Here is a 17,387-nt window from a genome sequence, read left to right as displayed (position 1 = left end):
CCAAGTTGCTCAACACACTGCAACTAGACCTTAACAGGTATTGATTTCAACTAAAATTGAATAATTGGATGAATTTTATACTTCCAATGGCTATTTTCCCAAGTTGTTGTATTAAATAAATACTTGGTTAGTAAATGATTGATGCAGACAGCAACAAGAGCATAAGCATCAAATTATTTAACCGAAATCTTGTTGAGATATTTCAAGAAGATAAATTATGGTGCGGAATAATCACACTACTATAACAAAAGTTGCTTTTGTCATCAGTATTAGCGATCGCTGATCGCTCATGTTTTGTCCGACCGAATAAAATCGTATTGCTCTTATCCCAAGTGGATTATAGAGATTGAAAAGAAAAAAAACAATAAATGAAAGTTAAATAAATACCGAAGGGTAGGCTGAAAATTTATTTACTGGTAGGTAGCTTAGATGTCCGGTTTTTGCAATGATCGGGCAACCATACCCGCCAAAACTCCACCGAAAATTGGGAAGACGATGAAAATCCAAAGGTCGGCTAATGCCCAACCGCGAGTAAAGATAGCTGTAGCTAGCGATCGCACGGGATTGACGCTGGCATTTGTCACAGGAATCAGGATCAGATGCGCTAAGGTCAGCCCTAAACCGATGGGGATGGGTGCAGACAGCTTGAGAGCGCGAGAAGATGTAACGCTCAAGATCAGCAGCACAAAACCACAGGTAACAATGAATTCGGCTAATGCACAAGCCCACCAGCTATAGTTACCAGGGGAGTGAATTCCCACCCCATTAGAACCAAAGTTAGCTGTTGTAAACTCAGGCTTCCCCATGCAAATCAAAAACAGGATAGTACTCCCCAAATTCCGCCGAGAATCTGACTCCCTATATAGGGTAAAACGTCTTTGGAAGAAAACTGCTTGGCTACCCAAAAACCAATTGTGACTGCGGGGTTGATGTGACAGCCGCTAATAGAACCGAAGGTATAGGCAGCAGTCAACAAACTTAAGCCAAAAGCGATCGCCACTCCAGTAACTCCAACCCAAGGTATTGCACCAGAGATCACCGCAGTACCCACGCCCATCAGAACCAACCAAGCTGTACCTAGAGCTTCCGCCAAACATCGTTTTGCTAATGAGTAACGATTCACGATCAATACCTTCGTCAAAAAAAGAGGCAGAGGAAGCAGAAGGTCGATGTAGTAGAGTTATTGTCTTGGGCAACGACAAAGTATTCCCGAAAATTGCCCATGTTTGACAAAAAGCGCACTCTAGATGATGCCTGTTACCGCAAATAAACGCGATAACGGCAGCAGCAATTGAACCGGATAAAGCACAAAACACGAAAAAAATGCCCAAAGGCATTAAAGTCGGGCATTAGTTGACTGTGATTGATTTGGCTTCAAGTTGCGATCGCCCATTATCGTGATGCGATAGGGCCGCCATTCCATGTTCTTGGGCACGTAGCTCTTGACCAGAGATTTCTGGCTCTTTAATATAGACCGAACTCAGTAAGATATTCAGGACTCCACCTTCTTCAGCCTGACGCACAGCGCAATGCGTAATCAATTCACCCACATTCAGAATCACGTTGTCTTCTGGATCAAGAATGACGCGGGTAACAGGACGACCCAGTGCAAGTTCAATTCGTTGCTTCCTCATCGCCCGTGTGCTGCGTCTTTGTAGCATTTCTACCTTCTGTTTCAAGGCTTGCCAGAAAGTGTTGAGGTTCTCTTGAGCGACACTTGCCCCCTGGCGCAGTTGAACTTTGGTTTCTAACCATGTGTCACTTGTGGTAGAACGAACTGCAGTTGCCAGAGCCAGACCAGCAGCGTTGAGTAATTCTGCTTGTTTGCCGTAAGTCTGGGCACGAGCAAGGACGGATTCAGTTACAATCTGCCCAGATGCCGCAATAATTAAGCCATCTTCAGCACGCACCGTTTGCAGGACTCTGCGCCCTCTCGCCTGCTGCATCGCCTGTGCTGCCAGCCCATTAACGGAGTGACGTAGGTTAGCAGCACTGCTCATCGTTGCACTCCCAATTCGATTGCTAGTAGATTCTGTTGCTGCTTGCAAATTGCGGGTGATATTGGCAGTCAGACTGCCACCTGTGGCTCGATAGAGTTCATCGAGGATACCTAAGCGCTCGGCCGCTTCTGCATTAACTAGCGTGACTGACTGCCCCTGTAATAGCAGTACACTACCGTCTGGAGTTAGCACATCCCGCTCAACATGCTTGCCAATCACATATACTTTTTGCTTTGCAGGGTTAACCAAATTGTTTGTCAGGGAGGCAGCTGCATCTCGATTCAGGTCTTGCAGTTTGCTGCTAGTAGCATCAGTTGCGGCTTGTAGTTGCTCACCTGCATTCTGGCTTGCTGACTGTAGCCTGCGGTTCACGTTCTCTACTGAGCTTTGCAGTTGCTCACCTGCATTCTGGCTGGCGGACTGTAGCCTGCTATTCACGTTATTTACTGAGCTTTGTAGTTGCTCACCTGCATTCTGGCTGGCTGACTGTAGCCTACGGTTAGCCGTTTGAGCCGATTCTTGCAACCTGTCTTCAGTTGCTTGGACGGCTCCCCGGATACCACCAACCTGTTCTTCCATCATCTGAGCAGTTTCTGGAGGCACAAAGGCAACATCGTCACCAATTATCAGTGCTTCGGGAGCAGGAACGAATGATCGCCCCGAATAAGCATCGGCAAATACACCGCCAGAAACTTCGTATCCTTCCACCAGTCCACTATGCTCATCAAAGAACAAATCCACCAGTCCACCAAGGTAAAGTCCCTCAGTGGTCAGAATTCTTGTTCCTCTTAGTACGATATTCTGGTGCAGAATCTCTTTAATTGCAGGCACACGATGTGCTTTAACAACAGATTCTTTCGATTTAACTATGATCGCATCTGACCCGATCGCTTGCACCTCTTGTATGGGAATAACTTTTGCATCCCGAAACAGTCCCTTCTCTTCAACCAGGAAACCCAAAAGTTGATTGCGTTTGTGATCAAAAATTAAATCTAGAATTCGCTGAATTTTCTGACCCTTGTCAGAGGTGACGACTACTTTATCGATCACATCACTACCTTTACGCATTTATCTATCCCTTGCAGTTATTATTAATTGGGTTATTTAGTGACTTGTTCGTTGGTTGGCTGAATTTTTAGCTGAAAATATCGTCCCTCTCTGCCAAAACCGGGAACGATGTCAATAACGCCAAAGTATTCCATAAATACCCCAAAAATGGCGACAAGGATGATCAGAACGGTGATGTTTGCTCCAGTATTAGAGCGCTGTCCTACGAGTCTAGGCATTTTTTCCTCTTAATTTTTGTTGTTTTTTTATCGCCAAGCTTGCTATAAAAATCAGATAATGGTTGTTTACATCATTATTAATTGGACTTATATATCTATCTCCCGCCATATGCGATCGCTTAGTTTATTCTTTAAAAATAAATAAATTCCACAAAAAATATGGGCATTTGATTACTTGGATTTCCCTAAACTATTTTAATTAGCGCTAGTCCTAATGATGGGGCGACCTAGTTGAACGCACACCCCTATATATTTGTACAATGATCAAGTAAAACTCGGCTTTTTATTTGCTCACAAGTATTTCAATACACATATATGGTAGTCCTATCTCATTTGTGAAAACTCGCGGTGTCCAAATCCCCGACTTCCTAAAAGTTGTCGGGGATCTAACTTTTCACAAGTGATTTAGAATTCCTATATATGGCGAAAAAAAACTTTTTCATTCGCCACTATACTGTAGTTAGCTCTAAGCCTGGGATTCTTGTATGCCTAAAATTTGTTTTTTAAGCAAACGAATTTCTCCTACTAATTCTTGCCGAGTAGAATCTTTGAGCAAATAGCGAAAAGTAAACCAAATTGTGTAACCCAGTCCAATGAACTGTAGAATTGGAGAAACTAATGGAATACTATTTATTGCGTTCAGTACTGCTAGAAATATTCTCAATGTCGTAACCACTATTACAAGCAAAGCAAAGCTAATAATTGGTAGTTTGTATTCTTGGTAGAAATTACCTATGTACTCAGGTAGTTGTGCCAAAAATGTAGAAATCTGTCTACCAATTCTTTGCCATTGTTCTTCAGTTTCTGAGGCAGGCGGTAACATTGGCAAGTTTCCAGCCTCTGAACCTTTAAGTGCTTCTACCCGGTTTTGGGATGCAGCATCAACATATTGCTGTTGCTCTAATTCAGTTTCCATAATTCTCTCCTAATTTTCTGCAATGAGAACAGTTTTAAAGTTTAGGCTTTGTTGCTATCAACTTTGGCAACGGTTGCTTTAACAACTACATTTTTAACGCCTTTTATTTTCTTAGCTACGAACTTTTGACTTTACACAGTAAGTTAAACATTTTCATGGCGGCAATCAACAATGATGACAGCAGAGTCTTCACTGTCGTTATCAAAACTCACTGTTTGACGAACTCCTCAGTTGTCACCTGCGGAGGCATCATCAATAATAAAATCCTCAATTCCTCGCTGTTTGAGAATCGCTTCCGCACGCTTACTCTCAGTAGCATTACCTTTAATTATTACTAAGTAATCATCTCGATTGAAGCGATCGCTTAATTTATTAGGGCTTTAATAACATTAAGGCATTTTCATATTAGTTTATCATCAATCTTTTGGAGTAAGTTTTTTTCCTCTAGAGTGAGATTAGGGTTTTAACTCAAACAATAAGGGCTAAAAGAATATTAGGATATTTGATTAAAATGTAAGGTTTTAAGAAATTTAACTAACTGAAAATTATGAATATATATGAATTTTACTGAGTTATGACCTGACATTTCCGACTAGAAACTAGTCACAAAAATGCTAGAACCTAGTCACAAAAACATTAACAATAGAGGTGTCCTGGTTTATGAATATTGCCTTATAGAGTTTCCTAGTGCAACAGTCGTGAACAAGGTTTAAACCCCTACTTTGTTAAGTGGCTTATTTTCATCCAGGGTTAAATAATCGGCTGAAAAGTGCTGCCAGACTACCTTCAGGCAAAATTGGGTTATAATTTATTTCATCATTAGAGTCACAAAAGTTAAGATGTTGAAATAAGACTTCTTCATCATGCAAGTAAAACTAGATTGAATTACTACTTTTTGTTAAAGTTCAACATGATTTAACTCAATCTTTGGAAAGAAGATTTATCTAAATTAAATGTGCTAAATTCTAAAAAAGAAACAGTACATTTTTAAGGAATAGAATAATGCCACTGCAAAAAATAAGTGAATTTGATACAGACTACCGGGATGCTATTCAAGGTAACGACATCAAAGGAATGGATGTGTATGTTCAGGGAACTGATGAGAAGATTGGCACGGTAAGTGATGCTGTAGTAGACGAACAAGGAGCGTTCCGCTATTTAATTATTGACTTAGGCCTTTGGATTTTTGGCAAGAAAGTATTACTACCAGTAGGGAAATCGCGTATTGACTCTAGAGCAAACCGTGTATATGCCGTTGGGATCACAAAAGAGCAAGCGGAAAATTTGCCTGAATATCAAGAACATACAGCGCTTGATTACGACTATGAAGAACGGGTGCGTGGAGGATATCGTACGCCGTCTGTAGGAAGTTCCGCTACGGTAGCATCGACAGATGGTCGCACTGCTCCCACTTATGATCGCAACAACTACACATATGCAAACGACGCGGATCTATATGATGTCAACGCTCATGAAGACCAAACCTTCAAACTCTACGAAGAAAGACTAGTTGCCAACAAACAGCGCCGGAAAACTGGAGAAGTGACAATTGGCAAGCACGTTGAAACAGAAACTGTAAGAGTTTCTGTTCCAGTGGAAAGGGAGCGAGTCGTAATTGAGCGAGTTACTCCTCAAGATGCAGGCAAAGTTGTGTCTGCTGAAACAGCTAACTTCGGTGAGGGCGAGGTAGCACGTATAGAACTCTATGAAGAAGTTGCTGATGTCCAGAAAGAAGCTTTTGTGCGCGAAGAAGTCAGAGTCCAAAAAGTTGTAGACAAAGAAACCGTTGAAGTTAAAGAAACGATTCGACGTGAAGAGTTAGACGTTGATGCTGAGGGTCGTACTATTGAGGAAAAAACTGGTAAGTTGCCCAAAGACCGTATTTAAGAAGACTGCTTTTAGCCTTCATCCCTTGTCAAACAGCACAAAGATTCCAGGCTAAGTCTGGAATCTCTTCAAGGATTTTCGGCATTTTTGTGATCGAGCAAATGTATTTGCTTTCTGTATTCATTCGCAAAAGTTGTAGAGATCCCCAATTAGATTTAATCTACCGATTTAGCCACAGGAGAGACTTCTTCAAACCAGAAAGCCTCAAGTCTGCGTTGGCTGAACTTGTCGGCACGTTCTTTTTGACGCTTGCTGCACTCTTGGGTGGTACACCTTATGCTGTTGGGCTGACACTATTAAAAAGAATGCATGAGTAAGTTAAACCTCAAACCTCAAACTTAAGTTTTGCTATGTTACTACAAGAAAAAGAGAGCGGCAATTTAGTAGAAATCCTCGACATTGAGGCACTGTTTAGCCAGAAAGAAACTACTGTTAAAGGCCAATATCAGGTGGGAGAAGAAGAACAAGACCCAGAATCTTTTGAGAAAGGCAAATTAAATTTTCCTTCTGGTGAGAGCTTGCCACAATGCTGGATAGATACAAATTACAAAAGTGCTTGAACATCTACTTAAAATTCATGCCATGTATGTTGCATCTTAGGCTAGAGCTTATTCAAGCAATTACTCAAACCTTTATAGCAGTTCTAAATGATTTATGAACTTTTCTGTTTATCCTCGGCGTTCTTTACGACTTGGCGGTTTGATAATTTTCATAACTAAAATAGGATTGCTATAGACTGGGATTGTGGAACTTCCAACTTATTTTTTTAGGAGACAAGTGTGAATATGATTCAACAATTTCGCCAAATTTTAATGGCTTTAGTCTTGGCTTTAGTACTAACAACAACGGCCGCTTGTAGTGGTACGGTTCAAGCTAAACAACCAACTCAATTACCACCCGGAATCAGTCGTAGTGGTGACTATGCCTTATTAGAGCGTGGTAACAGCGTCCAAGGTCAAGATTTTGGTAACTGGGTTATCGGTACAGCAAAGGGAATTGTCCAAGATGCTTATGTCCGTGATAACAACAAGTTAGGTGTCGTGATTACGCCTCAAGTTCGTCCGACGGAAGTGCGACCATTAGCAAAATCCTTACTCCAAGGTTTCCACAAAAACTTCCCCAATCAAGACTTAACAGTTTTGCTCTATGCACCAGACAAAAAACTGATTTTGACAGGTCAGTATGATGTGCAATCATCTCAAATTGAGTATAAATAATTAACTCAATTTTCCGGAGTCAAAAAGCTAATTTACGTTGATTTGAACTAAAAAAGGAGAAAATTAAAATGAGCAGCAGTGACAAATATAAACGCGAAATTCTGAATGACTTAGCGCATGGTAATACAGAATCTTTGGATGATGTTTCATCTGATCCAAGCAAGGAATACCAAAATTTTGACGATTTTGCTCAACGCTCATCCCACGAAGAACGTCGTCAATTATTTGGTCGGTCTTTCAACCATGACAGCATTCCTCCTACTCAGATGGAGCCAGAATTGCAGAAGGCGATCGCTCAGATTAAACCTAACGAACGGGATGATGTCGCCGGGTCATTTTTCAAGCACTTAAAGCAAAGAGGTCTAGATGAGCGCCATCTAGAGAAAGACTTAGGACTTTCTTCCCATAATCCTAAGCACATAAATGCAGATGACCTGAGCAAACTGGCATCTTTCACTTATCACAATCATCCTGATATCTTCCGAGAAGTGATGGCTGAACAACCAGCGCTGATTAAGTTTCTCAGTAATCCAGTTGTCGGAGCAGCTTTAGGAGCGATCGCAGCTAAGTGGTTTGGTGGTCGGAAATAAGCGATCGTCTTAGATAAATATATCCATAGATGGATGCTCAAAAGATTAAAGACAATCCTCAAAAAGTCATGCTTGCTTTGGGGAATTGTCTTTCTCAAGCTCTTTGTATTCCAGTTTTGAGAGAAACTTAACACTAATTTGAGTGACTTTTATTTGGGAATACAAGAGCTTGTTAGCAAAGATTGTAAACAAAGCTCTAAGTGAGAGAAATCTGATGTTTCATAGTGTGATTACTGCATTGAAATTGGAGAATTTCCCAGGAATAGCACAAATTCCGGTCGGAAGTGAAGTTTTAACACCAGAAACAGCATCACTTGTTTTTTCTGGCCCAAAATTTTTGGTAGCATTACTTGCTGGTGTATTGATGGCATTTGCCTTTCAATTACTATTAACAAACTTCTCAATAGCTGTAGGAATTTCAGCTCTTGGCGGTAGCTCAAGTTCTGATGAATCTGAAAGCTTGGGTGGTACAATTCGCAAAGTTGAAACAGCTGCTGGTTTGTGGGCACTTGTTACCGTAACTATTGCATTATTCAGCGCTAGCTTCTTAGCGGTAAAACTCAGCTTAATTGAAAGTGCGCTTTTAGGAGCAATTATTGGTGTAGTTATCTGGTCTGCCTATTTCTCACTGATCGTTTGGGTAGGTTCCAGTGCAGTCGGCTCCTTAATTGGTTCTGTTGTTAACACTGTTACTAGCGGTTTGCAAGGAATTACAGGTGTAGCAACTACAGCTTTGGGTGCTAATGCTGCTAAAAATCAAATGGTTTCTACAGCTGAAGAAATTACCGCCGCCGTCCGTCGGGAACTCACATCTGGTTTTGACCCAGATAGTATCAAAAATACATTGCAAAGTTCTTTAGCTAATGTAAAGTTACCGCAACTTGATACCAAACAAATTCGCTCTCAATTTGATCAACTGCTTAAAGAGGGAGACTTACAATCGATTGCTGATAGTGATTTACTAAAAAATGTCAATCGCCAGACTTTTGTCGATTTAATTAGCTCTCGGACAGATTTCTCAAAATCAGATATCAATGGAATTGCAGACCAATTGCAAGGTGCTTGGAACCAAGTTACTCAAGGGCAAAATTCCACCGACCGAATAATTAATTTACTCCAACAAGCCACTCCCGAAGAATTGCAACCTGAGCAATTAGGTGAGAAACTTCAGCAATTAACGACAGTTGTTGGTGTCAATGGCCAGCTAGGTAATGGAATAATTAAGCAAGCTATTAAAGTTGGCTTAGGTGCGGCTTTACCAGGAGTGTTGAAAGGGGTAGATTTTTCACAAATAGATGTAGAAAAAATTACCAAACAGCTACAACAATTGTCTGGAAAAGTTCAGCAAGTTGATATCGAGAAAATTACACAGCAGTTGCAACAATTTAAAGACCAAGCAACCCAGCAAGCTAATAAGCTTGGTAGTTCTGTAGGTCAAAAATTGCCTGAACTTCCGAATAACACTGTCAAGGCAGATATAGAAGAATACATCTTGAATTCTTTTCCTTGGCACTTTAACCGGCTTACAATTCAAGATGAATTTAAAGAAGTCATCTATGATCCGAATGCCAACCCAGGAACTGTAAGACGGCAATTGGAAGAATTAAACTTAGAGTATTTCGCTAACTTACTCAAGCAACGGGAAGATATCAGCGAAGCCAGAGTCAAAGAGATTTCTGAGCAGATGGAAAGCATTCGCACGGAAGTTTTAGAAACTGTTAAGCAGGCAGATACAACAGAAAAATCGCAAAATCTTCGCACCCGTCTAGAAGATTACCTGCGTTCAACTGGGAAGGACGAACTCAACCCTGAAGGTATTGAGCGGGACTTGACAAAGTTGCTGGAAGATCCAGAAGCGGGCATTGAAGATTTAACTCAGAGATTTTCGGAAATTGACCGCGATACTTTAGTTAAGCTACTGGCTAACCGCGAAGATATCTCAGAAGAGGAAGCTAATAATATTGTTGGTCAATTTGAGCGTACACGCGATGATGTCTTAGGTCGAGCAAAAGAACTGCAAGACCAAGCTAAAGCTAAAGCTGATGAAGTGCGGCAAAGCGTAGAAGAATATCTGCGAAATACCAACAAAGAAGAACTCAATCCTGAAGGTATCAAGCGCGATTTTGGTACTTTGTTAGAAGACCCACAAGCAGGACTTTCCGCTTTAAGAGGAAGATTATCAGAATTTGACCGCGATACTTTGGTTAAATTGCTAAGTCAGCGGCAAGATTTGAGTGAGGAGCAGGTAAACCAAACCATTGACCAGTTGCTCACAGTAAGAGATAACGTTTTGCAAGCTCCGCAAAAAGCAGCCGAGACAGCGAAACAGCAGTACGAGAAAACTACAAGTGCGATTAGTGAATATCTCCGCAATACCAATCTGGAAGAACTTAACCCAGAAGGTATTCAACAAGACTTGCAAAAATTACTGGCTGACCCTAAAGAAGGGACTGATGCACTCAGAGAGAGGCTTTCACAAGTAGATCGCGAAACTTTAGTTAAGCTGCTGACGCAACGGGGAGACTTGAGCGAGGAGCAAGTAAACCGTACTATCGACTCAACACAACAAGCCATTAATAACATTGTCAAAGCACCGCAACGCTTGGCAAACCGTGCTACTCAAAAAGCGCAGGAGTTTGAAGCTAATCTGGAAAACTATCTGCGTAATACTAATAAAGAAGAACTCAACCCTGATAGTATTAAACGTGATTTGCAATTATTGCTGTCTTCTCCTAGTGCCGGAGTGTCTTCTTTAGGTGAGCGTGTTTCCAAATTCGACCGTTCTACAATCGTGGCTTTGCTGTCCCAACGTGAGGATATCTCAGAAGAAGAAGCTAACCGGATTGTCGATCAAATCGATTCTGTACGTAACTCGATTGTGGAACAATATCAGCAGATTCAGCAAAAAGTGCAATCAGTCCTTGATGGTGTTTTTGGGAACATTCGCAACTCTCTCAACTCACTCGATCGTCCTGAACTCAATTATGAAGGCATCCAGCAAGATTTTGCTCAATTGTTTGATGACCCGCAATCTGGATTTGAGGCTTTGCGCGATCGCCTTGGTCAATTTGACCGTGATACTCTAGTTGCTGTCCTCAGTTCGCGTGAGGATATTTCCGAAGCCCAAGCTAACAAGATTATCGACCAAATTGAAGCTACACGGGATAGCGTACTGCATCGAGCCGAACGCATCCAGAAAGAAACTCAAAAACGCCTGAATGCAATTAAAGAGCAAGCACAAAAGCAAGCTGTTGAAACCAAAAAAACTGTTGCCGGTGCTGCTTGGTGGTTATTTAATACAGCTTTTGTTTCTTTGACGGCTTCAGCAATAGCCGGAGCCTTGGCTGTATCAGGTTTTAGCTTATTTGGTTAAAGGTTTTACAAGTTCATGGTTAAGCCTCTCAAAAGAGAGGCTTAACTATATTCTTCCCTGACTCAGCAATGAAAAATTTCAGAAACTATAGCAGTCTTAAATGATCCGCGATTAGGAATTAAGGTCGGAATGTTTGTAAAATCAAGATTTTTCTCTTAATATTTTCTGCGCGTTTGATTCCTGATTGCTATATGAATAGAAAGGAATGATCACAAGTCTCGACGATAGTCACGTACCAATTAGATAGCAGCAAATATTTTTCTGACTGCTGATGATTGGCTACTCAATTCTTAAGCAGTTAGCTTACTCTTTCACTTCTGTACACTTCACTTCTCTGTACGCGGGGGCTACGAGCTCCAGCAGCAGCTCCAATCATTGAGGCGACTAAGCCTAATAAGGAACCGAATACAAACGACCACAATCCTTGACGTACATTTGATGCAATATCACGAGTTTCTTGGGCAGATACATTCGGTGTGTTTTGCGGTATATTCAGACCACCTGACTGTTGCACCTGGTTAATAACTTGTCCAGCATTTGAAGCAGCAATTCCAAAAGCACCTGATACACCACTTGCTAAAAGCCAAGAGCTTAAAGCCAAAGTTGTTGCCCAAAGAATTGCACCGTTGAGAAGAGCTGTATTGCGGTTCATTGGACCACAAGCACGGGCTGTTACCCAGCCCCCAGTCAATAGAGATATCAATAAACCAATAATTGACCAAATTCCCACATGACCAGCAACATCAGATGCAATTGTTCTAGGTCTACCTGATTCTGCTACAGAACCTGCACCGATTGCACCAAACAAGGCGCTCAAAACTAACTGAGTTGCTACAGCAACTAATAGTCCAGATATTATGGGACCCCAACGAACACGGTCATGATAATCGACTAATTGATTAGTAACAACTGGTTCACTAACGATATTATCTCCAGTTCGATCTACGTATGACATAGCCTATCACTCCTTTACTTGTTTGCTTGTTTCTGAAGTTTCTTTGTTAACCATTTTTCAGTGAAGTCAACCAGTTAATTATTTCTGATTTAATCTCCACTGTTACTTGTAATCATGATCAGAAACTTTCCTCTTTATTATATATCTTTCAAGATGGAATCAATCATCAAAGTTTTGAGTTTTTCTTTAGCTTTTGAGTAAAGTTGGGATTATCTCCAATTTTATATTCATAAACTTTCTGTAATTTAGCTTGTAATTATTCCAAAAAAGTGAATCCTCTTATTTGAATTAATAATTGTTTTTGGAGGTGATAAACTAGATTTAATTATAAATTTTTATTTTGGTGTGTAGTGGGTCATGAATTGCAAGTTCGTAATCCACAAGCAGCAAATATTAGGTAAGCCACCCCCTGACTGACTAGATTACGGGGTTGGATTTTTGGAACAGGGATAGAAATCATATTTCTGGGTGCTGAAGTAACGTTTAGACTTTTGATTTTAGGGATTCCCTCAGCCCTGCCATTTGGGATTATTGCGCTTTAGTTTACAGCTATTTTCAGTTAATTTAACCACAGATTTTTATAGGGGCACGGCATTGCTATATCCCTACGAAAATCTGTGGTTAACTTGAATAACGCTATTAGTTATTTTTTTCACTTATTGGATTTTATGTATTAATTTTTAATGAATTTTAGGAGTATAATCTGGAAAGTAAGCAGATTTTGATTAGAAAGTTTTAGCTGATGTAGTTTTTGTTTTTCTGAAAAGATTGTCTTGTTATTATTCATTTCATCAATACCGTCGCCATGAAAAAATTTTTTCCATTATTATTGAGTGCTATTCTCTTGAGTAGCACAGTCGCCTGTAATAAAACTAGTAGCCAGACCAACAGCATTCCTACTAATAACAAAACTGCAATAACTGATAGTAAATCTAGTCAGTCTAACAATCAAATATCCGTACCAACAGGAACAAGTTTTGATACTGTTCTTCAAGAAAATATATCTACAGGGAAAAATCAAAATAATGACAACTTTATATTAAAAATTAAGAATTCCTTGAAAGGAGGAGATCAAGTTCTTAAAGATGGTCAAATTCAAGGACATCTGGAAGATGTAGTCAAAGCTGCCAAAGGTAAAAAAGCGAGTTTACATTTGGTTTTTGATGATATTTCGCTAAAAAATGGAGCATCTTATCCCATTGATGCTACTTTAACAAATACTCTCTTAGAAACAAAAACTAAAGGTAAGTTCATTCAAAATGCAGGCATTGTTTTAGGCGGTACAGTTGCCGGACATTTTCTTGGTAATCAAGCTAAATTCAAGCATGGTGGACTAGCAGGTGGTACAGCTGCGGCTGCTTTTGTTTTATCTAGCCCTGGTGGAGAAGTTGCTCTCAAAAAAGGTACAAACATTAAACTTAAACTTAATTCTCCTATTGGTAATATTCAATAGACCATGTATCCTGGTTCTGAGCAGATTGAAGCGTTAGGCGAGAAATTATTACCGGAATTTCATCAAGTGTCTGTACTATTCTACCTCTTGGCGGGTAGGGTCGCCCGATGGCTGCAAGAACCAGATATTTAATGTAGTATTATATCTTTCTAAAAAAGCTGCACTTTAACCATTTTTGGTTATGATTCTTAAACAAGTGTTCAAGCCCAGGTTTTGAATAAGATTTAAAATTATCATCTTATTTTTATCTCACCAGAGACATAAAAGAGCGATAATCCCAGCAATGTAATTACGAATCCTTGTTTCATTCAAGAGAATTTCTTAGTTTAATCCCATTTGGCTTGTACTTCATAGATTGAACAAGCTTTTTTTTTACACGATTAGTAGATACATTACGTCCTTCGTGTTTATCGTGGTCTTTCCTATCAACACGGTAGACTATCCAGTTAAATTCATCATGAGTGAATTTAGCGATCGCATATCCATTAATCTGTGAATCGAATAAATATAACTATGTCATTGCGAGTGTAACAAACGTGAGTGCGTCTCGTAGATAAATGGAACGTTCGCGGAACGTCTTGTAGAGTTCCAATTCACTTGTGGTTCGGAGATTGCAACTCTACAAGACGCTACCGCGAACACTTCGTACCCTTCTCCTGGCAAAGACCAAGGCGAACGGGTTATCCTTTGGAGTACGCAATGACAACTAATCAGTCGGACATCATATAAGTCGTCTTATCCCTATCGTTATTAAATCTTAGGTATTTTTTTTTACAACCAGTCCTCAGAAGTTTAATCAGCTGCTGTGTATTATCCAGAGGATCTAGCGATATACAACACGAATACGCTGGACGTTTGATCATGCTTACAAGTAAAATACGGTAAGTGCATCGCCTTACGAGCTTTTACATGTAAAAGCGCAAAAAACCAGTTAGAAGTTGAGTTTAGCAGAACAACTGACCCCTAAGCAGTTATCAAAGTCTGTTTCCGCTAAATGCCAGTTGTCATGCTTCCAAAAACTTTCAGACAGGTTTTAAGTTGTCCAGGAATCCTCTCTCTCCCCTAACTTTTAGCTGGATAACCTTTGTGTCACTCATCCTTTGAGAAACACAATAACTTGCCATGACTAGCTCTATCTACCACTGGGCTATAGTTTGGCGCAGTTGCTGCTCTCTAGCAGTGAAGCTTTAGCTGACTTTCAGTTCTAGCTGCTTGTAGTTAAGTCAGTGAACAGTTATCAAGGCTTCGTTTGGGATTTAAACCCTGACCTACGCTGCTCACTTTATAGAAGTGGGAGACTCAACAGGACTCTGATAACTGATAACTGATTGTTGAAACCTCAGAAGAGTATGCACTATTTATTACTACCGTTCTTAAGCTTTTTTGTTGGCATCATCGTTGGTTTGACGGGAATTGGCGGAGCCTCTCTCATTACCCCAATGTTGATTTTTGTTTTTCAGGTTCCGCCTTCCATCGCTGTGAGTTCTGATGTTGTGGCTGCCACATTAATGAAGATTGTTGGTAGCGTCAAACATTGGGAACAGAAAACCCTTGATATAGAAGTTGTCAAATGGCTGGCATTTGGGAGTGTTCCAGGCTCACTGTTCGGGGTGGGGATTTTGCACTTCATTAAACGTACAGGTGAGTATAACCTAGATAACATCTTGTTCCGTTTGCTTGGCGGGATGATTTTGCTAGTCACAGTATTAGCACTAGTGCAATTGTTGTTATTGACTTTTATCCCGAAATTTAATTTACCTGAACTCCCAAAGTTAGACTTAGAAACTAATTTGGGTCGGATCATGACAATCAGTTTAGGAGCAATTTTAGGCTGTTTGGTTGGTCTAACTAGCGTCTCCTCAGGTTCAATGTTTGCCCTAGTGCTGATTGGGTTTTTCCGCCTCGATGCACGGAAGTTAGTGGGTACAGATATTTCACACGCAGCAATTTTACTGCTGTTTACAGCCCTCGGTCACCTCAGCCTGGGAACAGTTGATTGGAGTTTGGTAGTGCCTATATGGCTAGGCTCTGTTCCAGGAGTGTTACTAGGCGCTAAAATCTGCCAGGTAGCTCCACAACGCCCACTACGGTTTATCATTTATGCCATCTTGATGATGGTGAGCTGGAAATTAGTTCATCAAGTATGACAAATTTTAGATTTTAGATTGGGGTTCAAAATCCAGCATTCAACATCCAACATTGACAGGACTTACGCAAAATACTTCTCAAATTCTTATTCCTCCGTGTCGCGCCAGTTGCTTCTCCCTTGGCGCTAGCCTCTCCCTTTGGGAGAAGGGGAGACGCTGCGCGAACAAGTCGGGGAACCGCAAGGGCGCACTGGCTTCTCTGTGCCTCTGTGGTTCGATTTTCCGTTACCTGTGCGTAAGTCTTAATTGATTAACTTCTCAGCCAAGGTAGTAGAGTGAATGTACCTCGTTCATAGATAATGAACAAACCCAAGCCAATTAATACAAAAGGTACAACAGCTTTACCATAGCGACTTAAAATATAAGCAATGGTAGGTTGACGGCTTAAAAAATAGGCGATCGCACACCAAACCCCTACCATGACAAAAAATATACTTAGAATTACTCCCAAGCTGGCAAGATCATGACCAGCGAATAAAGGGATATATATACTAATATTGTCACCACCATTAGCAACAGTTACTGCTGCCACTTTATAGGTTTGGGGATGCAAAACACTCAAAATAAAAGACAATACGGGGTTAGTAGATGTAGACTGACTAAAATCACTACTGACTGTCTGAACTGTTATATTTTCTTCTTTTCTATATATTAATTGTTGAATCCCAATTGCTATTGGTAGCAGTCCTAGCAATCCTATCCATTCTCGCTGTATAACCAATCCACCAAAAAATCCTGGTAAGCTAGCGATGATAATGGCTGTAAAACCTAGATATTGACCGAGTAAGATATGCCGTCGTCGAAAATTAACATCTACCTGTGAAAAAAATATTAATAAGATAATAATGTCATCTATGTTAGTGGCCATGAAAGCAATTATTCCTTCACTGAAGGTTGTCCCTAGCTTACTCATGCTGGATTTTTAGAACCTACAATTTATCACCATACCAAATTAACTAATTACTAATTCGTAATGACGCTTGCAGACTTGATAACGTCTTTATCAATTACGAATCATTTTAACCTTCTGGCACAACTAAGTTTTAAAATGACAAAGTAATTATTCTCATAGAGAGGATTTTGTCAATGCCTAGACTTACAGTTCCACCTAATTTTATTGGTACTTCTGGGATCGATACTTTAGTCGCAGAAGAGTCAAATGCATCTGTGGCGATTGGTATTAATATTTTAAATCCAGGTGTGATTAGTACATTTTCAGGAAACGACAGTATTACTGGTACTGGTAAGCCTAGCACAGGTGGTACTAAGCCTAACAAACCTGTTACTGGCATCGGCATCAATAACAGTGGTACTCTCAATGCAGGGGATGGAAGTGACATTATCAGTGGCATCGGTACTGGCTTGAAATTTATAGGCGCTAGCACTATCACTAGCACTGGTATTGATGACAACCTTGGTAATAGAAACAGCGGAAGTGGAATTGGCATTAGCAACAGTGGCAGTTTAAAAGCTGGAAACGGAAATGAAACTATCACTGGCACTGGTACCTGTCTCTTATACACATCTCCGAGCCCACGAGACCGTACTAGATCTCGTATGCCG

Annotated in this window: 14 protein-coding genes and 2 pseudogenes; 10 read left to right on the top strand and 6 right to left on the bottom strand. The window is 40.5% G+C overall.

Going from position 1 to position 17,387, the window contains the following annotated elements; translation table 11 throughout:
• Window positions 1-425: 425 nt before the first annotated feature.
• From Q0541_RS34310 to Q0541_RS04940, 4 genes and pseudogenes are all read right to left on the bottom strand, one after another.
• A pseudogene (locus tag Q0541_RS34310) lies at window positions 426-1,057 on the bottom strand (aquaporin).
• Window positions 1,058-1,349: 292 nt separating this feature from the next.
• Window positions 1,350-3,068: a PRC-barrel domain-containing protein gene (locus Q0541_RS04950; RefSeq protein ID WP_298906383.1), complete on the bottom strand. Its 1,719-nt coding sequence runs from the start codon at window positions 3,066-3,068 to the stop codon at window positions 1,350-1,352.
• A gap of 32 nt (window positions 3,069-3,100) precedes the next feature.
• A complete protein-coding gene (locus tag Q0541_RS04945; protein ID WP_298906380.1) occupies window positions 3,101-3,286 on the bottom strand; it encodes a hypothetical protein in 186 nt (61 codons plus the stop codon).
• Between the two features lie 466 nt (window positions 3,287-3,752).
• Window positions 3,753-4,202 carry a CAAD domain-containing protein gene (locus Q0541_RS04940; protein ID WP_298906378.1) on the bottom strand — a complete coding sequence of 150 codons (450 nt, stop codon included), beginning with the start codon at window positions 4,200-4,202 and terminating at the stop codon, window positions 3,753-3,755.
• A 1,002-nt stretch (window positions 4,203-5,204) separates the two neighbouring features.
• Between Q0541_RS04940 and Q0541_RS04935 the strand changes: the two genes are divergently transcribed.
• From Q0541_RS04935 to Q0541_RS04910, 6 genes are all read left to right on the top strand, one after another.
• Window positions 5,205-6,089, top strand: a complete 885-nt coding sequence (locus Q0541_RS04935; RefSeq protein WP_298906375.1) for a DUF2382 domain-containing protein — start codon at window positions 5,205-5,207, stop codon at window positions 6,087-6,089.
• A gap of 107 nt (window positions 6,090-6,196) precedes the next feature.
• The gene (locus Q0541_RS04930) at window positions 6,197-6,406 is read left to right on the top strand and encodes a hypothetical protein (protein WP_298906371.1); all 210 of its coding nucleotides are present in this window, start codon (window positions 6,197-6,199) and stop codon (window positions 6,404-6,406) included.
• 33 nt (window positions 6,407-6,439) lie between these two features.
• Entirely contained in the window at window positions 6,440-6,649 is a 210-nt protein-coding gene (locus tag Q0541_RS04925; RefSeq protein WP_298906369.1) for an acetyltransferase, read from the top strand.
• A gap of 219 nt (window positions 6,650-6,868) precedes the next feature.
• Window positions 6,869-7,306, top strand: coding sequence for a hypothetical protein (locus Q0541_RS04920; protein ID WP_298906367.1), 438 nt, complete (start codon window positions 6,869-6,871; stop codon window positions 7,304-7,306).
• A 68-nt stretch (window positions 7,307-7,374) separates the two neighbouring features.
• Window positions 7,375-7,896, top strand: coding sequence for a hypothetical protein (locus Q0541_RS04915; RefSeq protein ID WP_273762476.1), 522 nt, complete (start codon window positions 7,375-7,377; stop codon window positions 7,894-7,896).
• Window positions 7,897-8,110: 214 nt separating this feature from the next.
• The gene (locus Q0541_RS04910) at window positions 8,111-11,269 is read left to right on the top strand and encodes an MFS transporter (protein ID WP_298906363.1); all 3,159 of its coding nucleotides are present in this window, start codon (window positions 8,111-8,113) and stop codon (window positions 11,267-11,269) included.
• A gap of 298 nt (window positions 11,270-11,567) precedes the next feature.
• On the opposite strand, the gene Q0541_RS04905 is transcribed toward Q0541_RS04910, so the two are convergent.
• Window positions 11,568-12,224: a hypothetical protein gene (locus tag Q0541_RS04905; protein WP_298906358.1), complete on the bottom strand. Its 657-nt coding sequence runs from the start codon at window positions 12,222-12,224 to the stop codon at window positions 11,568-11,570.
• A gap of 805 nt (window positions 12,225-13,029) precedes the next feature.
• Between Q0541_RS04905 and Q0541_RS04900 the strand changes: the two genes are divergently transcribed.
• The 3 genes from Q0541_RS04900 (at window position 13,030) to Q0541_RS04890 (ending at window position 15,824) form a co-directional block, all read left to right on the top strand.
• On the top strand, window positions 13,030-13,677 hold the full coding sequence (locus Q0541_RS04900; protein WP_298906356.1) for a hypothetical protein: 648 nt from the start codon (window positions 13,030-13,032) through the stop codon (window positions 13,675-13,677).
• A gap of 3 nt (window positions 13,678-13,680) precedes the next feature.
• Entirely contained in the window at window positions 13,681-13,809 is a 129-nt protein-coding gene (locus tag Q0541_RS04895) for a hypothetical protein (RefSeq protein ID WP_298906353.1), read from the top strand.
• 1,217 nt (window positions 13,810-15,026) lie between these two features.
• Window positions 15,027-15,824 (top strand): sulfite exporter TauE/SafE family protein, encoded by a 798-nt coding sequence (locus Q0541_RS04890; RefSeq protein ID WP_298906350.1) that lies wholly within the window; start codon window positions 15,027-15,029, stop codon window positions 15,822-15,824.
• Window positions 15,825-16,074: 250 nt separating this feature from the next.
• Here the strand turns inward: Q0541_RS04890 and Q0541_RS04885 are convergent, their stop codons facing one another.
• On the bottom strand, window positions 16,075-16,737 hold the full coding sequence (locus tag Q0541_RS04885) for a cadmium resistance transporter (RefSeq protein ID WP_298906346.1): 663 nt from the start codon (window positions 16,735-16,737) through the stop codon (window positions 16,075-16,077).
• Between the two features lie 173 nt (window positions 16,738-16,910).
• Here Q0541_RS04885 and Q0541_RS04880 point away from each other — a divergent pair.
• Window positions 16,911-17,387, top strand: a pseudogene (locus tag Q0541_RS04880) (hypothetical protein); the annotation flags it as partial.

The sequence above is a fragment of the uncultured Nostoc sp. genome (genome assembly GCF_937863485.1).
Taxonomy (GTDB): domain Bacteria; phylum Cyanobacteriota; class Cyanobacteriia; order Cyanobacteriales; family Nostocaceae; genus Nostoc.
This window is presented reverse-complemented; position numbering and strand designations above follow the sequence as displayed.